General features: G+C 58.8%; 27 protein-coding genes. 3 read left to right on the top strand and 24 right to left on the bottom strand.

Annotation, left to right across the window (positions count from 1 at the left end; genetic code table 11):
* Positions 1 to 24: 24 nt before the first annotated feature.
* The 9 genes from ACWGXE_RS03430 to ACWGXE_RS03390 all read right to left on the bottom strand — a co-directional run bounded on the left by ACWGXE_RS03430 (position 25) and on the right by ACWGXE_RS03390 (position 9,149).
* On the bottom strand, positions 25 to 192 hold the full coding sequence (locus ACWGXE_RS03430; protein ID WP_447601334.1) for a hypothetical protein: 168 nt from the start codon (positions 190 to 192) through the stop codon (positions 25 to 27).
* A complete protein-coding gene (locus tag ACWGXE_RS03425; RefSeq protein WP_447601332.1) occupies positions 189 to 407 on the bottom strand; it encodes a heavy-metal-associated domain-containing protein in 219 nt (72 codons plus the stop codon). The genes ACWGXE_RS03430 and ACWGXE_RS03425 overlap by 4 nt, the downstream gene beginning before the upstream one ends.
* Before the next feature lie 250 nt (positions 408 to 657).
* Positions 658 to 1,275: an RNA polymerase sigma factor gene (locus tag ACWGXE_RS03420; protein WP_447601330.1), complete on the bottom strand. Its 618-nt coding sequence runs from the start codon at positions 1,273 to 1,275 to the stop codon at positions 658 to 660.
* A 67-nt stretch (positions 1,276 to 1,342) separates the two neighbouring features.
* Positions 1,343 to 1,693, bottom strand: coding sequence for a YnfA family protein (locus ACWGXE_RS03415; protein WP_447601328.1), 351 nt, complete (start codon positions 1,691 to 1,693; stop codon positions 1,343 to 1,345).
* Between the two features lie 104 nt (positions 1,694 to 1,797).
* The gene (locus tag ACWGXE_RS03410) at positions 1,798 to 2,967 is read right to left on the bottom strand and encodes an MFS transporter (RefSeq protein ID WP_447601326.1); all 1,170 of its coding nucleotides are present in this window, start codon (positions 2,965 to 2,967) and stop codon (positions 1,798 to 1,800) included.
* Positions 2,964 to 6,050: an efflux RND transporter permease subunit gene (locus ACWGXE_RS03405; protein WP_447601325.1), complete on the bottom strand. Its 3,087-nt coding sequence runs from the start codon at positions 6,048 to 6,050 to the stop codon at positions 2,964 to 2,966. The genes ACWGXE_RS03410 and ACWGXE_RS03405 overlap by 4 nt, the downstream gene beginning before the upstream one ends.
* Positions 6,047 to 7,261 (bottom strand): efflux RND transporter periplasmic adaptor subunit, encoded by a 1,215-nt coding sequence (locus ACWGXE_RS03400; RefSeq protein WP_447601324.1) that lies wholly within the window; start codon positions 7,259 to 7,261, stop codon positions 6,047 to 6,049. The genes ACWGXE_RS03405 and ACWGXE_RS03400 overlap by 4 nt, the downstream gene beginning before the upstream one ends.
* Positions 7,258 to 8,532, bottom strand: coding sequence for a TolC family protein (locus ACWGXE_RS03395; RefSeq protein ID WP_447601323.1), 1,275 nt, complete (start codon positions 8,530 to 8,532; stop codon positions 7,258 to 7,260). Before ACWGXE_RS03395 ends, ACWGXE_RS03400 begins: the two co-directional genes overlap by 4 nt.
* Positions 8,533 to 8,648: 116 nt before the next feature.
* Positions 8,649 to 9,149, bottom strand: a complete 501-nt coding sequence (locus ACWGXE_RS03390; protein WP_447601321.1) for a hypothetical protein — start codon at positions 9,147 to 9,149, stop codon at positions 8,649 to 8,651.
* Between the two features lie 381 nt (positions 9,150 to 9,530).
* On the opposite strand from ACWGXE_RS03390, the gene ACWGXE_RS03385 reads away from it, so the two are divergent.
* Entirely contained in the window at positions 9,531 to 10,019 is a 489-nt protein-coding gene (locus tag ACWGXE_RS03385) for a hypothetical protein (protein WP_447601319.1), read from the top strand.
* A 316-nt stretch (positions 10,020 to 10,335) separates the two neighbouring features.
* Here the strand turns inward: ACWGXE_RS03385 and ACWGXE_RS03380 are convergent, their stop codons facing one another.
* Positions 10,336 to 10,698, bottom strand: coding sequence for a c-type cytochrome (locus ACWGXE_RS03380; protein ID WP_447601317.1), 363 nt, complete (start codon positions 10,696 to 10,698; stop codon positions 10,336 to 10,338).
* A gap of 321 nt (positions 10,699 to 11,019) precedes the next feature.
* On the opposite strand from ACWGXE_RS03380, the gene ACWGXE_RS03375 reads away from it, so the two are divergent.
* Together ACWGXE_RS03375 and ACWGXE_RS03370 are read left to right on the top strand one after the other, a co-directional pair.
* Positions 11,020 to 11,163 (top strand): nucleoside-triphosphatase, encoded by a 144-nt coding sequence (locus ACWGXE_RS03375; RefSeq protein WP_447603863.1) that lies wholly within the window; start codon positions 11,020 to 11,022, stop codon positions 11,161 to 11,163.
* Positions 11,163 to 11,363: a nucleoside-triphosphatase gene (locus tag ACWGXE_RS03370; RefSeq protein ID WP_447603861.1), complete on the top strand. Its 201-nt coding sequence runs from the start codon at positions 11,163 to 11,165 to the stop codon at positions 11,361 to 11,363. The genes ACWGXE_RS03375 and ACWGXE_RS03370 overlap by 1 nt, the downstream gene beginning before the upstream one ends.
* Positions 11,364 to 11,400: 37 nt before the next feature.
* Here ACWGXE_RS03370 and ACWGXE_RS03365 read toward each other — a convergent pair whose 3' ends face one another.
* From ACWGXE_RS03365 to ACWGXE_RS03300, 14 genes are all read right to left on the bottom strand, one after another.
* Complete coding sequence (locus tag ACWGXE_RS03365; protein WP_447601315.1) at positions 11,401 to 11,523, bottom strand: hypothetical protein; 123 nt, start codon at positions 11,521 to 11,523, stop codon at positions 11,401 to 11,403.
* Positions 11,520 to 11,951: a superoxide dismutase family protein gene (locus tag ACWGXE_RS03360; protein ID WP_447601314.1), complete on the bottom strand. Its 432-nt coding sequence runs from the start codon at positions 11,949 to 11,951 to the stop codon at positions 11,520 to 11,522. Before ACWGXE_RS03360 ends, ACWGXE_RS03365 begins: the two co-directional genes overlap by 4 nt.
* Before the next feature lie 445 nt (positions 11,952 to 12,396).
* Positions 12,397 to 12,690: a hypothetical protein gene (locus ACWGXE_RS03355; RefSeq protein ID WP_447601313.1), complete on the bottom strand. Its 294-nt coding sequence runs from the start codon at positions 12,688 to 12,690 to the stop codon at positions 12,397 to 12,399.
* 19 nt (positions 12,691 to 12,709) lie between these two features.
* Complete coding sequence (locus ACWGXE_RS03350; protein ID WP_447603860.1) at positions 12,710 to 13,060, bottom strand: DsrE family protein; 351 nt, start codon at positions 13,058 to 13,060, stop codon at positions 12,710 to 12,712.
* A 248-nt stretch (positions 13,061 to 13,308) separates the two neighbouring features.
* On the bottom strand, positions 13,309 to 14,724 hold the full coding sequence (locus ACWGXE_RS03345; RefSeq protein WP_447601311.1) for a c-type cytochrome: 1,416 nt from the start codon (positions 14,722 to 14,724) through the stop codon (positions 13,309 to 13,311).
* 76 nt (positions 14,725 to 14,800) lie between these two features.
* Positions 14,801 to 15,430, bottom strand: a complete 630-nt coding sequence (locus ACWGXE_RS03340; RefSeq protein ID WP_447601309.1) for a c-type cytochrome — start codon at positions 15,428 to 15,430, stop codon at positions 14,801 to 14,803.
* Positions 15,427 to 16,626, bottom strand: coding sequence for a sulfite oxidase (locus ACWGXE_RS03335; protein WP_447601307.1), 1,200 nt, complete (start codon positions 16,624 to 16,626; stop codon positions 15,427 to 15,429). Before ACWGXE_RS03335 ends, ACWGXE_RS03340 begins: the two co-directional genes overlap by 4 nt.
* Complete coding sequence (locus tag ACWGXE_RS03330; protein ID WP_447601305.1) at positions 16,623 to 17,039, bottom strand: OsmC family protein; 417 nt, start codon at positions 17,037 to 17,039, stop codon at positions 16,623 to 16,625. Before ACWGXE_RS03330 ends, ACWGXE_RS03335 begins: the two co-directional genes overlap by 4 nt.
* 178 nt (positions 17,040 to 17,217) lie before the next feature.
* Positions 17,218 to 17,532: a hypothetical protein gene (locus ACWGXE_RS03325; RefSeq protein WP_447601303.1), complete on the bottom strand. Its 315-nt coding sequence runs from the start codon at positions 17,530 to 17,532 to the stop codon at positions 17,218 to 17,220.
* 96 nt (positions 17,533 to 17,628) lie between these two features.
* Entirely contained in the window at positions 17,629 to 18,657 is a 1,029-nt protein-coding gene (locus ACWGXE_RS03320) for a hypothetical protein (RefSeq protein WP_447601302.1), read from the bottom strand.
* 3 nt (positions 18,658 to 18,660) lie between these two features.
* Positions 18,661 to 19,098, bottom strand: a complete 438-nt coding sequence (locus tag ACWGXE_RS03315; RefSeq protein WP_447601300.1) for a c-type cytochrome — start codon at positions 19,096 to 19,098, stop codon at positions 18,661 to 18,663.
* A 6-nt stretch (positions 19,099 to 19,104) separates the two neighbouring features.
* On the bottom strand, positions 19,105 to 19,629 hold the full coding sequence (locus ACWGXE_RS03310; protein WP_447601298.1) for a DUF1264 domain-containing protein: 525 nt from the start codon (positions 19,627 to 19,629) through the stop codon (positions 19,105 to 19,107).
* 74 nt (positions 19,630 to 19,703) lie between these two features.
* Positions 19,704 to 21,041 (bottom strand): cytochrome b N-terminal domain-containing protein, encoded by a 1,338-nt coding sequence (locus tag ACWGXE_RS03305; RefSeq protein ID WP_447601296.1) that lies wholly within the window; start codon positions 21,039 to 21,041, stop codon positions 19,704 to 19,706.
* A gap of 46 nt (positions 21,042 to 21,087) precedes the next feature.
* On the bottom strand, positions 21,088 to 21,624 hold the full coding sequence (locus ACWGXE_RS03300; RefSeq protein WP_447601295.1) for a QcrA and Rieske domain-containing protein: 537 nt from the start codon (positions 21,622 to 21,624) through the stop codon (positions 21,088 to 21,090).
* Positions 21,625 to 21,677: the final 53 nt, after the last annotated feature.

Genomic DNA, 21,677 nt, shown 5'->3' with positions numbered 1-21,677 from the left:
TGTGAAACCTGGTTTCTTTTCGACTCAAGGCAGAAATTCGGTGCTTTTCCTGTTCGGGGATCCACCGCGTCCATTCCGGCCGTCATGGTGGTCCGCCGTGACCGCACGACGTTGCGACAGCAAGAAGTACCAGTTGATCCAGACAATGGCGGCCAGGCCTCCGGCTATGACCGTCCAATCCATCGCGCTCATGCCGCCCTCTCGACAGTCTTGGTTCGATACCCAAGATCATGAATTGCCTGCTCGATCTCCTTTTCTGATATGGACACCGGGTCGTACGCCACAACGGCTTCGCCGACCCTTACGTCGTCTATCTGCACTCCGTCCAGCCGCCCTAATGCGTTACGCACTTGCCGCACACAATGGCCGCAGCTCATTCCGTCAATCGCGAGGATTAGTCTTTCCATGGTCCGCCTCCTTGGTTGGATGAAGGGCCTCGTTCGATGTTCGTGATGGCGAGGCCTCTGTCACCTCTTCAGACGGAGCAGGCGACGGATTATTACAGGAGGGGTCTAACCGAATGAGGAACGGGGAGTTCGTGAAGCGGATTGTCAATGATATTGGCGCCCAACAGAGTCCAAGAAACGCCGTCAGCACCGTCTCAACGATGGATCACGCAAGCCTCCAGACTATCCGGGTTCTCACGGCGCCGTGTCGTTATTCACACGTGCAGTTGAGGCAGCCGTGTTTGGTGCAGACGCCGCAAGAGGCTTCGAGCGCGGAGCGCAATGCTTGGCGAGCCCGATGGAGCCGGACGGTGAGGTTGTTTTTGGTGAGTTGTAGATCTTTGGCAACGGTATCGGGCGACTCGCCTTGGAGGTCGATGCGCCGCAGCAGTTCCGCATAGGCGGGTCTGATCCCGGGCAACAACCGCTCCAGGCAGGCACAGACGGTGGGTTTGATCTCATCGAGTGATGGAACGGCCTGTTCGCCCCTCGCGTTGAGTTCCTGGTGGAGCCCTTCGGCTTTTCTTGTCTCCACGGCCCGTGCCCGATAATAATCGACCACCGCATTACGCAGCACGCGATAGAACCACGCGATGATACTCTCCTTGTTGTGCAGGGTATGCTGTTGTTCGACCGCCCGCAGCAGACTCTGCTGAAGCAGATCTTCCGCCACGGTGTCGTCGTTCAATCGGCGGCGAAGAAACGCGCGAAACTCCGGTCCATAGTTAAGCAGCCGATTGAAGATCTCACCCTGAAGCGAGCTCGGTCGCGTCGATGGCTCACTCTCTCCTGAGAATTGCGGCGGCTTATTTCTGTCAGTTTTCGCCATGGCTGTGCTCAGGATACCGCTCGATCGAGAAGAATTCCATCCCTACACCGACTCATTCATAGCCTCTTTACCCTCGCGGCCAATACATGATGACCGCCACGCCCACCAGGCACAGGAGGCACCCGATCGCATCGAACCTGTCCGGCCTCGTGCCGTCGAAGCCCCATCCCCACAGGAGCGACAACACGATAAACATGCCTCCGTACGCCGCGTAGACGCGGCCAAAGTGGGCCGGCTGGAACGTTGGAATGATGCCGTATAAGACTAAGACAATAGCGCCGGCGGCTGCGTAGCCGATCGGTCTTCCCTCTCGGAGCCAGAGCCACACGAGATAGCCACCGCCGATTTCACAGATGCCGGCCAAGATGAATAGAGCGATCGACAGAACATGCGATGCCGCCATTTCCCACCCCGTCATTCAGAATTGTCTGATCTGAACATCATGCCTGGTTCAGCCATCCCGGCTGGTCATCAGGGACAGACACCTGTTTCTCCGCGGCCTGAGCTATGAAGGCATCGGAGTTACTCAGGCCCCGGACGGCTCAGTGCAAATGAGGCAAACAGTGCGGCAGCCGAGAGTGACGTTGCCGCTCCGAACCAGAATGGAGCCGAAGGGCCGAGTTGATCCCACAACAACCCGGCCAGAAAGCTCGCCGGAAGAATCGCCAGACCGATCACCATATGATAGAGACCATAGCCTGTTGCCGAGAGAGCAGCCGGAAGAAGAGTCGCGAGGTGGGCCCGCTGCACGCCGTCAGTGACCCCCATATAGAGACCGTACATGACGAACAGGACCGGGATCAGCCAGGCCGCCGTCACCACAGCGAACCCCAGATAGATCGCCGAAAATAGGACGAATCCGGCCACGAGCGTCACGGGCCTACCGATGCGATCCGCCAGCATTCCCGCCGGCAGCGATATCACGGCGTACACGGCGTTGAACAATAAGTAACAGCCGGAGATCCACGCCGGCGCCAATCCGATATTCTCCGCCCGGAGGATCAAGAACACGTTGCTGGAATTTCCGAGAGAGAACAGCCCGATGACGAGTAAGAACCGACCGAAATCCGCATTGAATCCTCTGAATGACCACACCCGATCTTTTCGAGATGACCGCGGCCGGCCGTCTGCCTTGACAAGACCGATGATCAGAGCCACCGCCAGCACGCCGGGAATGATCGAGAGCCAGAAGACCAGCCGGTAGTCCGCCGGCCGGATGACGAGAATCAGCAGCGCAACGGCCGGGCCAATCACCGCTCCGGCTGAATCCATGGCGCGATGCAAGCCGAAGGACAGACCGAGCCGGTCGGCTGTCGTCGAGGCGGCGATGATCGCATCCCGTGGCGCCGTCCGGATCCCCTTCCCAGTCCGATCTATCCAACGGGAGGCGAGCACCGTACCCCATCCGGAGGCGAGCGCCATCACCGGCCGCGAAACGGTCGAGAGTCCGTAGCCGAGTCCCATGAGCAGTTTGTCCTTGCCGAACCGGTCGGCCAATGCGCCGGAGCCGAGCTTGAGCAGGCTCGCCGTAGCTTCCGCGATGCCTTCAATGAGCCCTACCACCGACTTGCTGGCCCCAAGCTGGTTGGATAAAAATAACGGCACGAGCGGATAGACCATCTCCGAACTGACGTCCATGAAAAAGCTGACCCAGCCGACGGCCCAGACATTATGCGGAATAGGGGTTTTCACGGTTTGTCCCCTGCCCGATGTTCCATCCAACGATACAACACCGGCAGGACGAGCAAGGTCAAGGCCGTCGAGGAAAAGAGCCCGCCGATGACGACCGTGGCGAGCGGCCGTTGGATCTCAGAGCCTGGTCCTGTGGCCAGGAGCAAGGGAATGAGGCCCATCATCGCGACCGTCGCCGTCATAAGAACGGGGCGCAGTCGCAGCACCATGCCGGTCAGCACCGCTTCATCCAGCGGCATCCCGTGACGGCGGAGTTGGTTGATGTAGGAAATTTTCACGACTCCGTTGAGCACCGCCACGCCGAACAAGGCGATGAAGCCGACCGAGGCGGGAACCGACAGATAGAGCCCGCCGAGCAAGAGCGCCAGCAGTCCGCCGACCATTGCAAACGGGATCGCCAGCAGAATGAGCGCGGCCTGCCGGACGTTGCCGAATGTGAAGAACAGAAGCAGAAAAATCAGTCCGATCACCAGCGGCACGACAACGGCGAGGCGCGCCATGGCTTGCCGTTGATTTTCAAACTGGCCGCCCCAGGTGAGATAGTACCCGGTCGGAAGTTGGATCAGACGCGCCACCCCCGCCTGCGCCTCTTCCACTGCGCCGACCAGATCGCGTCCCACCACGTTCGCCTCAATAACGATTCTGCGACTTGCATGCTCCCGGCTGATCTGGGCCGGCCCTTCCACCACTCGAATGTCGGCCAGCTCGCGAAGCGGAATGCGGGCACCATCCGGCGCGGTGACCCACAGCGCCCCGATCGTCGCCACATCGGTGCGCCGCTCATCCGGGAATCGCACCACGATCGGGAACCGCCACTGTCCTTCAAAGACCTCCCCGGCGGCAATCCCGCCGCCGACCGCCTCGATCACTTCCGTGATCTCGGCCACGTTGATCCCGTGCCGTGCGATCCTGGCGCGGTCGATGTCGAGCTTCAAATAATAGAGCCCCGAGACCTGCTCGACCCGGAGGTCGGACAGGCCTTTCACCTGCCTGAGCACCATGGCGATCTCTTCCGCTTTCGTCCGCAATGTCTCGAGATCATCGCCGAATAGTTTGACCGCGACTTGTGACCGGACGCCCGACACCAGCTCATCGACCCGCATAGCAATCGGCTGGGACAATCCGAAGGCGATGCCGGGCACTTGCGTCAGGCGATGACGAACCTGCTCCTCGATCTCGGCTTTAGAGCGTGCCTGCCGTTCCGTCTCAGGCTTGAGCAACACATACATGTCGCTGAGTTCCATTCCCATCGGGTCGGTCCCCAGTTCGTTGGCCCCTGTCCTGGTCACCACGGAGTGTACGTCCGGAACGTCCAACAGGAGGCGCTCGACCTCTCCCGAGATCTTCAGGGATTCGGTCAGCCCGATGCTCGGAAGACGCACCAGGTTCACGACGATCGATCCTTCATCCATGATCGGCATAAATTCCCGGCCGATGAATGGAATCACCGCCGCTCCGCCGGCAAGCAAGCCGGCGGCGGTCAGCGTGACCACCCCCTGATATTGGATGGTTCGTTCCAACAGACGGCGATACAGTCGCCGCCCCTGCTCCGACCAGCCTCTGCTCTCAGTGGCGTCACGAGGCTTCATCAGCATCGCCGCAAGCACCGGGATCACGGTAATCGAGAGCACGAGAGAACTCAGCAGTGCAATCACCACCGTCATGGCCAGCGGAATGAACATCTTCCCTTCGATTCCCTGCAGAGTCAGAAGCGGAATGAAGGTCAACGCGATGATCAATTCTCCGAAGAGACTCGGCCGGCGTACTTCCAAAACGGCGCGCAGAACGATCGGCACTCGCTCCGCGAGTGCGCGGCCACGGCCTTTGACGTCCTCGCTCAGATGACGTTCCACGTTCTCGACCTGCACGATCGCCGCATCGACGATCATGCCCAGCGAGATGGCCAAGCCGCCCAGCGACATGAGATTCGCCGAGAGGCCGACCTGTTGCATGATCAGGAACGTGGCCAAAGTCGCCAACGGCAACGTCAGGGCCACGACGAGCGCACCGCGGAGATTCCGGAGGAACAGGTAGAGGACGAGGATCACGGCTCCCGCCCCTTCCATCAACGCCCGTTCAACCGTCGCCAACGCCCTGGTCACCAGCTCGATACGGTCATAAAACGGGCCTATTGTCACGCCCGCCGGCAAGACCCGATTGATCAGCTCGACCTTCTCCTTCACCGCGGAGACAATCTCCCGGCTGTTGCCGCCGCGCAACATGACAGCAATCCCTTCGAGCACCTCCCCTTTCCCGTCACGGGTGACGCCTCCCAGACGGATCTCGATTCCTTGCCTGACCTGCGCGACGTCCCGGAGATAGATCGGTGTTCCTTTGTGCGCTGTGACCACGATTCGCTCCAAGTCTGCCGCGTTGCGCGCCAGCCCCACGCCATACACGACCAATTTGTCTCCGCCCTGCTCGATATAGCTGCCGCCGGCGTTCTGATTATTGTCCGCCACGGCTCTTTGCACTTGGCTCAAGGTGAGACCTAGACTCGTCAGTCGATTGGGATCGACCAGGACTTCATAGCGCTTCGCAAGGCCGCCCAATGTATCGACGTCCGCGAGCCCCGGCACGGCCCGCAACATCGGACGAATGACCCAATCTTGGAGCGTCCGCAGATCCATCAGACTCTGTCCCGACCCCTCGACGACATACATGAACACTTCGCTCAAACCCGTGCTGACCGGCCCAAGCACCGGCTCCGCGCCTTGCGGGAGCCGAGACCGTGCCTGAAGCACTCGTTCCAAGACGAGTTGCCTGGCGAAATACACATCCATCCCATCCTCAAACACCACCGTAATGACCGAGATCCCAAACCGCGACACCGATCGCAGCTCGGTCTTGCCCGGTAGGTTCGTCAACTCAATCTCTAGGGGAAACGTCACGAGGCGTTCGATTTCCGGAGGAGCGAGGGACGGTGTGCGCGTGATGACTTGAACTTGGACGGGAGTGACATCGGGAAACGCATCGATGGGCAGATGCAAGAATGCGGCGACTCCGGCGACGATGAGAAGACTCACGACCAGCAAGACAATGAATCGCTGCTCGATGACGGCGCGAATCAGCCGTTCAATCATAGCGGCCCCCCGATCGGAATCTGTCCCCGGAGCATTTCGGACTTGAGGGCGTAGCTACCTTGCGTCACCACCTCCTCGCCTTCGGCGAGGCCGGCCTCCACTTGGACATAGTCGTCCGATGATTCTCCGATGGTCAGTGTGCGGGATTCGAACCGTCGTGGCCCCCGCACGGCAAAGACAACGAGACGGTTCCCGACCTGCTGGACCGCAGCGCGGGGCACGCTTAACATCGACTGCTCGTCCGTCATCACCGTCACGTCCGCAAACATCTCCGGCCTCAGCCGGCGGTCGGGATTGGACACGTCCGCACGCGCCGTCACGGTCCTGGTGGCGGGATCGATCACCGCCCCGACATAGGTGATGGCACCTCGAAACACTTGGTCCGGATACGCCGAGACCCGCACATCGATGGTCAAACCCTCCTTCAGCCGGCCGGCCTGCTGCTCCGGGAAATCGGCGCGCACCCAGACGGTCGAAAGGTCCGCGACCGTGAACAGCGTCTTATTGGGATCGATGACTTCGCCGATGGTCGCGTTGCGCTCGATCACCTCGCCGGTAAAAGGGGCTCGGAGCGAGACTTGCGCGACTTCCGCGTGGGGCAATTTCTTGGCCCCCAGCCGCTGGATTTCCCGTTCCGTCATGCCGAGCAAATGCAGTTTTTCTTCCGCTTCATGGAGATCGGCTCGAGCGTTCTGATGTTCGGCGTCTCGCCGCTGATATTCGCCTGCGCCGATCGCTCCGCGATCAACCAACGCTTTGGCCCGTTCGAGCGCCTTCTCGGTCACGCCCAGCATCGTCTTCGCTTTGCGGTATTCCAGTTGAGCTTCGCCAAACGCGGGGCTGTCGAGTAAGAGCAGCCGGTCGCCTTCCGCCACCCGATGTCCGAGATCGGCGTACACGGCGACAATGCGGCCGGGGACCCGGGCGCTCAGATGCGCCAGCCGATTTTCATTGGCCAAGATCTTTCCCGCCTGGGCTTTCAGGACCACACGGATGGGCCTCACTGCGACCTGATCGGTCCGGATGTGAGCCAGCGTAGGGCTTCCTTCTCGCAATTCGATCACGCCGGCTTGAGTGGAGGCGGCTACCGGTGGCGGCTGTTTCGACTCCTCCTGCTGGTCCCGGCAAGACCCGCCGCCAAGGAGACTCAACAAGGGCAGGATCAGCGGCAGAGAACGCATCGCCGTCGGCATTATCACCCCCATCTTCATGGAAGCCCTCCCACCGCCCGCTCCAGCCGGGCCAGCGCGATGGAATGATCGGCCCGCGCCTGCGCATACTCCAGCAATGTCTGGCGGTAGACCCTTTGCGCATCGATCACTTCGAGCAGACTCGTCGCGCCATGTCGCAAACTGAACCGAGCGATGTCGAGCGCTTCTTTGGCCTGATACAAGAGCCCCTGTTCGAGGACTTCAATCTGCACGCGCGCGGTCTCCATTTCCTGAAAATGCTGCGTGATCGTCTGCTCCAACTCCTGCCGCACCCGGTCGCGTTCCGCTTGCGCACGCCGATGCGCTCCCATGGCGGTGCCGATTTCGCCCTGCCGCCGATACCAAATCGGCAGCGGCACGCTCAGGCCGGCCGTGAGGGATTCATCGCCGGCTTCTCGATGATACTGGCCGATGACCGCGACATTCGGAATGCGCGAGGCGCGTTCCTGCTCGATCGTGAATTGTGCTTGTTCGATCGCCTTCTGCTGCCGCCGGACGGTCGGATGGCGACTCAGCCCCTGTTCCATCAATGAAGGGAGATCCAAACCGGTTCGGATTCTTTCAAAAGTTCCTTGAATCGTAAAATGCTCGCCTAAGGACTTCCCGGATACGGTGTTGAGCTTGGCGCGCGCCACAAGCAGCGCATTATCCGCCCTGGCTAGATCCTTCCGCGATTTTTGGAGTTCCACTGTGGCCTTCACCAGCTCGAACTTGGGCGCCTCTTGCGTACCCACACGGGCACTCACCACCTTCACCAGATCCTCGACGGTTTTGAGATTGTCCCTTGCAAGCTGCGCGTCCTGTTGCGCGAAGAGCAATTGGAAGAACGCCCCTTTGACATCGGTTCTGACCAGCACCTTGGTCTCTTCCATGCCGGCGAGCGCGCCGGCCACTCCCGCCTCTGCGGCCCGTTGACGAGCCGCGCGCTTACCCGGCCATTCCAGTGGTTGCTCCACGGTAATCGTCCGTTCGTTGATGGAGACCCCGGTGCTTGGATCTCGAATCGACCCGCGGCCGGCCGATCCCGTGATCGTGGGATTCAGGTATGCGCCGGCCGTCATGCGCTGTCCCTCGCTCTGCTCCACGAGCGCCTCGGCGCCGTTCATGACAGGGTTGTGCCGGAACGCAAGTTCGATGACTTGATGTAGTGTGTATTCCGATTGGTGAGGCTCGGCGGCGTAACCAGGGGGGTGGCCTATTGTCACCACCCCCCACATAATGAGTTGCAGGCCGAACACAACCGAAATGTTATCGGCAAGCGCAGGCTTCATAGTAATCCTTCCCCCCGCCGGCGACCGCGGCCGGCTTTCGTCACAAGAAGACAGACCTGTGCCGAAACCGCTCGTCGACGGGCCCTATCACAGCATTGGAAGAAAAGCGCGTATGATCAGGCGATGGGAGGCGCGCGGGACGGATGAACAGTCGCCAACAGTAGAATGGTCGGGAAAGGAATCGGCTCTGTCCGCCAGTTAACCGGACCACTTAGGCGGTCGTCGGGCCGGAATACATGAGCAGCAATCTCGAGCAGCGTGCCCTTGCCGCTGTGCGATTCGGTGGAGGCGGCGAGCACCACATCGATTTCGGGATGTTCCAATCCGTGGCGGGGATATGCGACAAGGTGAAATGGATGGTGAGATTCGGCGCCGGTGACTGAGCTATGGTCGTCGGCCGCAAATTCACAGGTCAGATCTTTTGAGAAGACCGTATGGACGGTCCCGCCATGCAGGTGGTCCGATGTCCCGTGGCGATGATCGGCATCCGGATGCACATGGACCAACGGGACGGCGAGCATCCAAAAAGACAGCCAGACCGGAAGCGAGCGCCGCACCATTCTCCCTAGGCCATTCGTCGTATCCGGCTTGAGGCGCATCGTGCGGAAAGCTACCACGGGCCTCGACTATCGGTCAATCCGGGCAGGTATCCAGCCAATAGATTCTGTCACCCTAGTCGTCCACTACTGACTTCGTAGCACACGTGTTTGTTGTGGCACATTGACACAGAACTATTGTCGAGAGTGAGGCGAAGGGGGACAAATCGACCATACATCACGATGGCTCGGTGGCATGGGGCTTTACCAAGATCAGCTCTTTGCGTGATGAAAAGTCTGAAATTACGAGTGAAAGTGCTTACTAAAAAACGTGAGCTAGTTGTCACGCATGTAAGGAACCAGGATTGCAGATATCAGATGCAGCTAGAGGTAGAGTGGCGGCCGCCACTTTTTCAGGGTTGGCTGGAAATTTTGGGACAATATTCACGATAGGAGGCTCATATGGTAGCGGCGAGGACTTCGCTTAAGACAGTCAGGCTACTGTTGATGATGGCGGCATGTGTCGGCGTGTGGGCCTTATCGCCACCGCTGATATCGCAAGCAACTGACCCAGATATGAAAATTGAGGTGACAATTACGGACAAAGGATACGATGTGAAGGGCCATACAAATCCAGGCTCGTTGACGGCGATCGTCGTCCGTAACGAGGGTTCCACGACCCACGGAATAAGCTCGCCACTTTTCAAGGAAGGGGTGGTGGAAAAACAAGGCAGCGGTGTGGAGATTCGAGGTCCCAAGGGAAAAGGCTTTCGTGCGTATCACTTAGAGCCCGGGCAAACAATGACGTTGCTCTTCAAGAAAGAGTCCCGCATGGATCCCATGACTGGTGGTAGCGAAACTATGCAAGTCCCGTTTTGGTGTGACATCCACACTCATATGAAAGGAGAGTTCCTCGTTGTAGAAACTAAAGGCGAAATCGGCGGAGGTTGAGAGTTCACCGGGCAAGTGCGGAGGCGGATCGCGGCGATCCTGCTGTAAGATCCGCCTTTCGCTATGCCGAATGCGCCTTCTGCTATTATGGTTATCTCTGTTACGCAACCTACCGGCCCCTCCTGCATAGACGGTTGGGACTACAAAAGGCGAAGGATGTAACTGGGCACTGATGAGGCGAAACCCATTCTCACTGAGGGAAGGCTTGCACTCTTGCGGACGCTAACACCAGGGTGGAAAAATGTTCACCATTGAATCCGACTCACGACAGCGACCACTGAGGCATCGTGGGCAACTCACATGGCCCTACCTTCTGCTAGGTGCTCGGATTGAACGGCGCCAGCGTGCGGATATAGCTCAGGACGTCGACGATATCCTGATCGGCCAAACGATCACGCCACCCATGCATGGGACTGAAAATGATCCCATGTGAGATGATAACCAACATTTCCATGTCGGTTTTTGACCGGGACTTCATTGTATGGAAATTCGCCGGAGCGACGATGAGATCCGGCGCATCCGGGCCTAAGCCGTCACCGGACTGACCATGACACCGGAGACAATTCTTCTGATAGATGCTTTCTCCCTTCTTGGGATTGCCCGGTACCGTTTGAGCCACTGCCCAGGAAGAAGCCAATACCAGAGCCAACACGGAGCCCACCGCTAAACGAGGGTTCATAATGTCCTCCATTCCATACAACACCAAGAAAGGCCTTCGGCATCACAATCCTTCCCTGGCAAATACTCTGCAAACGCCGGGCCCTCACTTCATCAAAGTATCGTCGCGAGAATACAGTCGGCAGAAGCATGAGAATCAGGAAAGCCTGTAGCAGAACGCGACGGTATTTTGCCGCGGAGATGCGAAACGCTACAATGGCCGCCTCCGGCCCATGAAGCCGGAAGTATGAACAATCATCGTGACAGGCGTTGCTAAATCTACATCTCTATTCACCATGTTCCGTAAGGCCAATAATTTCCGCATGCCGGCGAGGCGCCACACATTCTGATTACCGGGCTCCCGGGAACAGGCAAGACCACCCTGCTTCGTGGATTGGCAAACCGGTTGGCGAAATACAACCCACGAGGGTTTTATACAGAAGAGATTCGGACCCGCCGGGAAACCCAGAAGGATTCCAAGTCGTGATGCTCTGCGGGCGCCACATGGTGGTGTTGTCACACATCGACTGCACAGGACCTAGCCGCGTCGGCCGCTATGGAGTGAATGTTGCGGGCTTTGAAAAGCTGTTGGCACAAATTGATCTCGCCCACGCTCGATCACGGCTCTTCATCATCGACGAGTTCGAGAAGATGGAACGCCTCTCTCGGCGGTTTATTCCGAACTGATGTCGTGTCATTCCTTCACAATCACGCCACAGGCGATTCACGTTCCGCCGGGAGCATCCTTGTTCGGCGGCTCGGGCAAATACTTGTCCGGAAACTCATGAATGATGAACGCGCTGCCGTCCTTGTCAAATAAAGTATTCAGTCCCTCGGACAAGGTCACACGGCTCGTGATCGTGTAGAGCGAGCCTTTCGGTCGTCGTTCACGGCGAGGTTCTGCAAATCGCCGAGGTGGTAGGGATGGTTCCCGAGCCCTGGCGTGACATTCGCCTCCGGGTTCATTGTCGCATCAACATTCCCGTCATAGTGTCCCTTGGCCGCTGAGAACGGCTCGCAGCTGCCTGTCTCATGGATGTGCATCGCATGAAGTCCCGGCTTTAACTTGCTGTCCGGCGTCCCCTCGAGCTTCAGTTTGATCCGGACACGACCCTCATATTCCTCGTACAGTGTGGCCTTTCCATTGATGCCGGGCCCTGTAATATCGGCCTTAGCCCGAAGAGTGTCGTCCCGTTTACCCTTATGGTATCCGGCACAGCCACCCGCCACAGTGACCGCCAGCGACACCGCAACGATAGAGAATACGCGTCCCATAGTGTTCTCCTCTTCGAATGATGGAAAGATAAGGCATCGCCGCCGCGCTCGTGCGCCTTACGAAATGATCCTGGATGGAGCGAGGGCCCGAATGTAATGGATGACATCGGCCATTTGCTCGTCGTTCGGCCTGCGAGGATAGGATTGTTCACTGCGCCTGGTCGGCCTCATTCTCACAGCATGGCGCCTCGCGCGGTCTGTTTTCGCCTCGCGGACCATGTTCGCCCATGTGTTCCCGTCCCATGCCGCGACGTAGGCCCATATGGCCCATTCCTCCCTCGCGCCCCATCCCGCGCCTCGGGCCATGATCGCTGGCAAAGCTTCGCTCGTATTGAATGATGCTCCAGATCTCCTCATCCGTGAGCACGGCCCCGAAGCCGACCATTCCGGTTCCGGGAGAGCCGTTCTTGATTACCCAGAAAATTTCACCCTCTGTGCGATGCCGTCAAAACCCGTGGTGCCGGAAATTTCTCGGCGCCGGATTCAATCCCATTGCCGCGACGCCGTCGCCTGCGCCATTCTTCCCGTGGCAGTTAAAACACGTGCCCTTGCCGTGGTACAAACCTTTTCCCTTCTCCAGAACATCGGGAGAGTCCGGAAGGGGATTCTGGATGGCCCGAGCCTCGGCTAATTTGTCTTCAGGTACGTGCGGCTGCATCAGATGCCGTTCAGCGGCTTGCACAGGGGACACCATACAGGCGCACAATCCGAGCATCAATGTCATCATTTTCCGGCGCATGGTTTCCTCATCCAATTTGCTAGAACGCCACGGTGCGATCCCGCTCCGTCACGGCCTTAATGTAATCCGGCATGCCCTTGATGGTGGCGCCGGAGACTAGATCGCCTTGCCCGATCTGCCGAGCCACGGCGCAGGCACCGCAGACCCAAATGGGGATATTGGCCGCTTGCACGGAAGCCAGCAACTCCTTGAGCGGAGTCAGATTCACACCGGTCACATGATCGGCCGTGCCTTTTCTTCCCAACGTCACGGACTCATTCCATAACCACAGAATCACGTCATGCCCCTGCTCCTTCGCCGTCTTGGCCGCCATGAAGGGTAACGTCGCCATGGTCGGATCGTCCGTCTCCCGACTGCCGGAAATAATCATCGTCGCCACTGCAACCTCCTTCGTGATTGGTATCTCACCGCTCGTATTTCGTCGTTTGTGAAGCATATGTCGTCAAGAATCTTTCACACCTCACACTTCACAGCTCACCATTTCACCCGCCCGCCCCGCGCACGCCGAGACGTGCGCTTTCCTGATCTCACCCGCCCGCCCCGCGCATGTTTTTACACCCGCCACAGCCCCCGGTGCTTCGCCCATTGCCCGGGGACGTGCGCTTTCCCGGGTCTCGCTCAACGTCCCAGACTCCTGATATAGTGAATCAACTGCCACACCTGCTCATCCGGCATTCCCGCAAAGGACATCATGCCGGTTCCAGGCGACCCGTTCTTGATGATCCAGAAAAGCTGCCCATCCGGAATATCTTTCATCATTTGCCCGCACGTGAAATTTCTCGGCGGCGGAATCAACGCCGCCCCCATGAATCCTTGTCCATCGCCCTTATTCCCATGGCACATGGCGCAGGCCACAGGTTGGGCTGATTGCTGGAATAATGCCTTTCCGGCATTGACCGAATCGGCCGTCGCCGGCAATGGGTTGTTCTTCTGCAGAAAGTCTTCCGGTGCTTTTCCGGTCTTTCGTGGTTGCGGGCAGACACCGGTCACGCCTTGACCATCCGCCGGAACATGGGCTGTTTGAGGAACACCTTTGAAGGTGGCTTTCAAATAGGCGATCACATCGGCCACCCCCTGCTGGCCGATGGTCAATCCCCAGTAGGGCATATTGCTCGATTTTCCCACTGCGCGCCCACCGTGGTAGACCACGTTATAGAGATAGTCGCTCGGCAGCTTATCGAACGGGATATTGGCATGAATTGCCGGTTTCGGATTCAATCCCGACGCGGCCGGTCCGTCGCCCCGTCCAGTTGCGCCGTGACATTGCGAACAATATTCTTTGTAGAGGACCTTGCCGCGATCCACGCTGGCCGTCCCAAACTCCGGGCTGGTCCAGGGTTCGTAGTATGGGAAATCCTGCACTCCCTGAACCGCGAGATAGCCGATGACTGCGCGCAGCTGGGGATCGGTCGCGTCGGCAAGAAATTCGCCGCTATGGGGCGTGAAGTCCTGAGGATTCTGGCCGAATCGATAGAGCCAGTCGATGTTGTAGCGCCGGCCTGCCGCAACCAGCGAGGCGCTCTGAGGCCCGCCGATGATGTTGCCATCGTCTTCAATGACATGGCACCCGATACAGGCATGCGCTTTATAGGCCCCGCGCCCAAACTCGACGTCCATTCGTGACACTTTGGTGAGATCAAACGCGCCGGCTGTCACCCGAGGATCTTTAAAATGCCGTTCGAGATAATCGGCCACGGCCTCAGCCTCGCTGTCCGACAAGACCACGTGTTTCGCCGGCGCTTCCTGTTCATCCCAGCGATAGCCTTTAGCATACAGCGGGGCTTCCTTTCCGGTAAGCCAGTCGATCAGCCAGGCGCGCCGGTACTTACTGCCGGCCCACATGAGATCAGGCGCCTTGAGCTTGAATCGCGACTCCGGTTGCCCCTCGAAGCGATGGCATTGAGCGCAAGAACCTTCAATCAACTGCTTCGCTCGTTCCTGATCGCTCCCAAACAACATTCGCGGAAAGACACCCGCCGCTACCGCTAAGACCATAACCGTTCCAATCACCATCACGTGGCGTTCGCGCATCATCCGATCTCCTCTTTCAGCTAACCGACTCTTTCCAGCTATGGCCACACCTCATTTTTCCAATCTCAGAGCTCATCACTTAAAACTCAGCGCTAAGACTCAAAAGCCAGGCGTGAACATCCGCAATCTCCTGATCGCTGAGGGCGCCGTCCCAGGCCGGCATGGGCCCCCGGCCATGCAGCACGGTGTCCCAGAACGCACCTTCATTCTTGAGAACGGCGTTTCGCGCCAATTTCGGCCCCATTCCGCCCGTTGCTCCTTCTCCATGGCAGGCCTGGCAATTGTGCGCATAAATTGCCGAACCTCTAGCGGCCACGCCGGTGATGGGTCTCTCGATCGCCGGTTCGTGCATGAGCGGTTCCGACGTCCCCAGTTCGCTGTCGAGGGACGGCAATTGATCGGCGGCACCCGGGTGGTATCGCGCCGTCAGGTATTGCACGAGCAGGTCCGCCTCATCAGGCGATACCTCGGCTCCCCACTGCACCATCTTGTCCACCGTGACGGTCCATCGATCCCGGGATAGCCGCTGCTGATAGATAAGATCCGGCGCGTGGCACACAGAGCACCGAGCAAGAATCAGCGCATCGGCCCGGCGGGCGATCCCTGGATCGACGGTGAAGCGATCATCTTCCTGCGCTATCGAGACCGCCGCAAGACCGACCAGTCCTAGACAAATGCCGGCGAAGCGCAACCGCTTGCGATTCTTCACGCGCTCACCATGATCGGCACCCGGTCCCATCCGTTCCATAGAAAGCCGCTGGGATTCCATGGGCTCACGGGCGGTTGCACGGCCCCCTCTGCATCAGTGGCGCGAGAACGAATGACCGCAGGCCCCGGCGCTTTTGCGTTCCAGATATGCTGCCACTGCCTCCAGGCATAGGGTCGCGTCTCCCCGACAAAGCGGCCCTCTTCCCACGTGTGCCCGTCATCACAGGAGACCTCCACTTTGACCACCTCCGCTTCGCCGGCCCAGGCGACCCCTTGAATCATCACTGGCCCCTTCCTGACGGTCTCGCCTTCAGACGGAGCGGCAATCAAGGACTTCACCACCATCGCTTCAACCGGCACCATCATGGCTCCCGAGGGGGAGGCGCCCGGTTCTATCGGAACGGCCGGCATGCGATAGGCCTGCTGCATGTAGTACCCCGGCCCTTCTTCTTCTTGCAGCGTGATATCGGTCAGCCATTTGGTGCACGCCTCTCCCATCCATCCCGGGGTGATGGCGCGGACCGGCGCGCCATGCAACACCGGCAGCGGCCGGCCGTTCATTTCGTATGCCAGGATCGTATCCGGATGCATCGCTTTCATGAGTGGAATGCTGCGCACGAATAAGGGGACAGTCGGGAGAACCGGACGATCGGCTCCTTCGAATTGCACATGCCGGCACGGCTCCCGCACTCCGGCTTGTTGCAAGACGTCGCGCAGACGCACACCGGTCCATTCCGCATTGCCGGCCGCCCCGCGCCGCCATTGGACACCCGGGACCTTGGGATGATGGAAAGAACGGCCGTTGCCGCTGCATTGCAGTACCGCCGTGATCGTCACCGCCTGGAATTGTTTCAAGTCGCCCAGTTGCAGAGTCAGCGGACGGTCGACCAATCCTGCGACGTTCAGGCGCCAGGAGACGGGATCTACTAGTTCAGGGTTCGGAGGACCGAAATGACTCCGGACGAAGAATCGTTCGTTGGGTGTGAGCCAGGAGGTGAACTCTCGAACGGGCGTTTCCGCATTGAAGGGGCGCGAGACATGCGCGATGAGCGGACCGGCTGGAGTTCCGGTTCCGTCGTCCTGGCCGGCTCCAACGAATCGTATCGGGCAATGCGCCGCCGCACCGATGCCGAGACCTTGAAGCACCATCCTGAACAACGACCGCCTCGAGACCAGCATCCGATTCCTTTCATTCATACCCGATCCGCCGCTTGACTCACCGGTGTCAATTCGATGATCACCTTCGCCGGCACGGCGATCGACTGATGCACGGTACAACCATGCGCGACCTTCAACAATCGCTCTCTTTGTTCCACCGTTACTGGGTGCGGAAGGTGGATCGCTAAGGCGATCCGCCCGACCCGATGCGGTTTCTCGGCCATTTCCCATTCCGCCTCAACCGCCAGTCCTTCCCGGGGAATTCCATGACGTGCGCAGAAGCGTCCGACAAAATAGGCGACGCAACTCGCGAGGGATCCGACAAACAGCTCTACGGGGCTCATGCCTGCATCGGCGCCGCCGTCTTCGACCGGCTGGTCGGTGATGATGGTATGGTTGCCGGCGGTGATATCGAACCGGCTGCCGCACCGATATGAGACGGAAAGGGCCATTAATCAATTCTGAGTTTTGAGTGTTGAGTCTCTAGGCCGGGGGCAATTGTCGCGAAAGTCGGGACGCGGCTGGGCATTCATATACTCGGCCACATCCTACGCCTCGCCATCCGACAAGCCCCACCCTCTGGTGCGCGGCATGTTGGCTTTGATGAATGGCGGCCCCAAGCGAATCTGTTCACCACCCTGGTGGCCCGGATGCTTGCGAGCGAAGGAGAGGTGAAGACGGCGTCCAAGCCCCTGCGAAGGTCAGAGACCAGCGGCTCTTGCTCGGGGAATGAAAGCAGCCCGCACCCGGCGCGATGACCATGAACATGACTGCCGCGGCGGCATAATTCATGGTAGGTTGCTCTTGCCAGTTGTGTGCCAATTCTTCGAGCGAAGTCTCTTGAAGATCGCCGCTGATTCCCGCCGATTCACCGCCGCTCCGAGGCGACTCGCTGTCCAGCATGGAGATAAATAACCCCACCACGCCGGGATGGAGCTGTCGCATTCTTCTACAGAGCATGAAAGAGTACCTTCAGAAATCCGCTGATTTTGAGCACCTCAGGAACCTGACGGTGCTGCTGCAGAAAGTTATCCTGACCGATCAGAAGCGATACTCCCCGCCGATCGACACGATATTGTCGTTGAAGTCCCTCAAGCTGTTGGTGGAAGAACGCTGCGTTCGCTGGTACGCGAGGGTAGCGGCCGCGACCGTAGTGAACTGATAGCGCAACTGCGCCCTTCCTTGATGAGTGACATCTTCCCGCCCCATATGCGTGTCTCCAACGAGATCGCTCGTGAATGTTTTCCGGACGTAGACATAGGTTAAAGAAAGCGCGAGACGGGATGTAAATCGAAGCTCGCTGTCGAACGAGAGGAAATGGAGATAGTAGGAGACATCGTCCATGAACTGCGGTTCTTGCCTGCCGTCGGCAAGGCCTCGTTCATAGAGGTAGCCGAGTGTGAAGGTCACCCAGGAGGCGGCTCGATACGCCAGCCGGGGCCCAACTGAATAGAAGTGCGTGTCCCGCTCCGCAAATGCCTCATTGTATAGCCGTAAGCCATAGCGGCCTACAAAAGCCGCGGTTACCTCGTTATTCAGACGCCGCTCGAATTCCGTTCTCCAGGTATGAGAGGTAACCCGTTCATCTTGAATCGACCGGTCTCCGCTCCGCCGCTCGAAATTGGGTCCGAGAAACAGATTCGGCACATAGCGATACCGAAGGAGAATCGATGTCATGGGATTCAGCCATTGGCGATCCTGAATCCGAAAGTCCCCGTGATTGAAGATCGACTTGTCGGTGTAGAAATACCCATGCGCCTTCACCGACAGTTCATTACGTCCGAAGCCATTGATACCGGAGCGAATGACTTCGACGGCCGGCTCCCAGATGACATCCTCGGGTTTTTCAAGAGGGACAACGGTCGGCTGAGACGGATCTTCGCTCAAAACCAGGCGGCGAGCGGATGAAAACTGAAACGCATCGGTGGTGTAACTGGTCCGTTGCTCCGCGATCGCAGACCATTCCGCCCTCGCCGGCGGGCAGATAACCGACCAAACTGTCACGAATGCGACAACGGCCGCGATGGCTGGGTTCAACGCATGATGATATCCGCCCGGCCATCGCGACATCGCTCATTGTTTGCCGAACGACCTGACATAGAGCAACACCTGCCATGCTTCTTCTTCCGTCAGGATCAAGGGAATGAAGGGCGCCATGTCGGTCCCTGGACTTCCGTTCTTGAGAATCCAGAACAGCTCGCCATCGGCTCTGGCTGCCTGCCACGCTTGATCGGTAAAGTTCCTCGGCAGTTTTCCCCGCAGGCCGGCGACGTCGCTCAGCCCGCGGCCGTCTCTCCCATGGCAGGTAGCACAAAAGGCTTTTCCCTGAAAAAGAGCTTTTCCCTTCTCAATGTTTTCCGGCGTGGGCTCCACCGGATTATTCCATCGGCGCGCCGCCTCGAGCAGATCGGACGGAACCCTCGGTCGCAGCACTTCCGCGTCGCTCGCCTGGGTTGGGGCCGCCCCGATCACCAGCAGCAAGAGAACCGCCGGCGTCACCGATTTCATCATTGCAGGTTATTTTTCGTCGTGTCCGGGAAACTTATGACCGAGCGACTGCGGGAAACTCACGCTTCCGTCGGGAAACTCCAACCCCTTCTGCCAGAGGTGATAGATCACTCCGTCGGTCTTGGAAGCGGCCTCGGCCACCGCTTTCGCCTGCTCCGCCGGCATATCGAGCACTTGAACCCGCCCGGTGGCAATTTCGACCTTATGATCATGGAAATATCGATGCCACTGGATGGGAGGAAGTTTTCTGGTGAGGTCTTTGGCGACAAAATATTCGATCCCCACCAACGCGGCCTTGGGGTCGGTGGACTCGAAGAGGAGGCATTGCAGGATCTGATCGGATATGCCCTTGCAATAGTGATGGTAAGGCCCGCCCGGGGTACCATCCGGCATCATGTGCGGAGCCTGGACATGGATATCGTATCCGGTCGCCGGCGAGGTGGGTTCCGCACCAGCCGCCGTCACCGACATGATTCCGACAGACATGAATCCCGATACCAGGACCGCACTCATCAGCTGTCCGATGTTGAACATAGTCAGCCTCCTTCTGTGCTGAAATGGGTGGAGAATCGGCACGTACATTAAGAGCCGGCACCGGGAAAAAAGATTCAGGTTTTTTGCCCGTCCATCTTCTTGAGGCTCAACATGTATGACGTGAGATCGTGCAACTGCTGCTCACTGAGCGGGAACTTCGGCATGAAAGAGCCGGGCGAAACCGATTGGGGATTGCGGAAATGCCGCATGTGCCAGTCCCGATCGGGACGTTCGTCGCCCACGTAAGACAAATCAGGAGCCACCGCACTTCCTTCGCCATGAATACGATGGCACCCGGCACAGCCGAATTGGGTATAGACGGCTTTGCCATGCGCGATCGCCGGATCAACCCGCGGGACGGCATAGATATTCTTCAAGGAAATGCCCAGCAATGAGAACACGACCAGCAGAAATAGCCCGCCGCTGATGATCGCGGCAGGACGGCGGATGGGATTTCTCGCGGGATTGCGGTCGATGAACGGCCAGAACAGGAGCATGGCCACGACGATTCCCGGCAACACCCAAGTCGCCAGCGGTTCCAGCGGACCATGTACGTACTTTAACAGTTCATAATAGAACAGGAAATACCATTCGGGGACGGGCACGAAGGTGGTATCCGAGGGGTTGGCTTTGTCCGCCAGAAGAATCGGAACCCCTGCAGCCAGTCCGGCGAGCGCGACAAAGATACCGAGCATCACAACGGCATCCATATAAACTTGCCGGGGATAGAATGCCTCGCTCTTCAAAGCGGACCGGTCATCGGTCCAAGGCCCGGCCGGCCCGACCCGCCGCAAAATGAACAGATGCAGCACAATCCCGATCACCAGAATGGCCGGCAAAAACAGCACGTGCACGGCAAAAAATCGGGAGAGCGTCAGCGCGCCGAGCATCTCGCCCCCTCTCAGGATGCGCGCCAGATCGTCGCCAATGAGCGGAACGGTCCCGACCATGTTGATCCCGACCTGCGTCGCCCAGTAGGCGGTTTGATCCCACGGCAGGAGATACCCGGTAAAGGCGAAGGCCATCACGATCAGAAAGAGGACGACCCCGACCATCCACATGACTTCACGCGGCGGCTTGTATGCCCCATAGAGAAACGTCTGCAGCATATGAAGGCCGATCATGATGACCATGGCGGAGGCGCCCCAATGGTGCAGCCCCCGCACGAAGGAGCCGAAGAGAACCTCCTCCATGATGAAGCGGACACTATCGTGAGCATGATCGGGAGTCGGGGCGTAATAGATCGCCAGGAACATGCCGGTCACGGCTTGCGTCACGAACAAGAAGAGGGTCGCCGAGCCGAACACATAGATCCAGCTCGCGCCGCCTGGGATCGGCTCGTCCAGCAGGGTGCGTTCCACCGGCTTCAGATTCAATCGGCTGTCAAGCCATTGATAGATACGGGAAGGCATAGTTACACAATGATGAATGAGGAATTAGGAATGAGAGATTCACTTGTTAGAGTTCCACTTTCTTCGAGAGCCCTGATCGGAACTCCTTATATTTGACCAACAGCCGGCCGTTTTCGACTTTAACCGGCAAGGTATCAAGCGGCCGGGGCGCCGGACCGCCCAGAACCTCGCCCGTGATCCCAAAGACACTTCCGTGGCAAGGGCAAAGAAACTTTTTCTGCTCTGTATCCCAGCGATAGCCGCAGCCCAGATGGGTGCACATAGGAGAAAAGACCGTCACGTCCCCACCCGGCTGTTTGACCGCCCACACGGCCTTTTCGACCTTGGATTCCATCCATCCATCCCTGGCCGTCGCTACATAATTAAGCTGTGTCGGTGCTTCTACCGTGAGGTGTTGCGCCTCTCCGACATCGACCCACGTCTGCTCCTTCCGCTTGAATGCCGGCCCAAGGACATATCCCACCAGTGGAATGCCCAGACCCAGCCCGATCAGCCCCGAAGCGGCCGCAGTGATCCATGCAAAAAATTTCCGCCTCGTCCCGGAAGGCGTAGCAACAGATTCCGTGACTATGTCTTGCGCCATGTGTGCATTTTCGAATTGCAGTCTTGCATAGAGTCGCGCTCCCGAACGATGCG

Source organism: Nitrospira sp. Nam80 (assembly GCF_965152575.1).
This window is presented reverse-complemented; position numbering and strand designations above follow the sequence as displayed.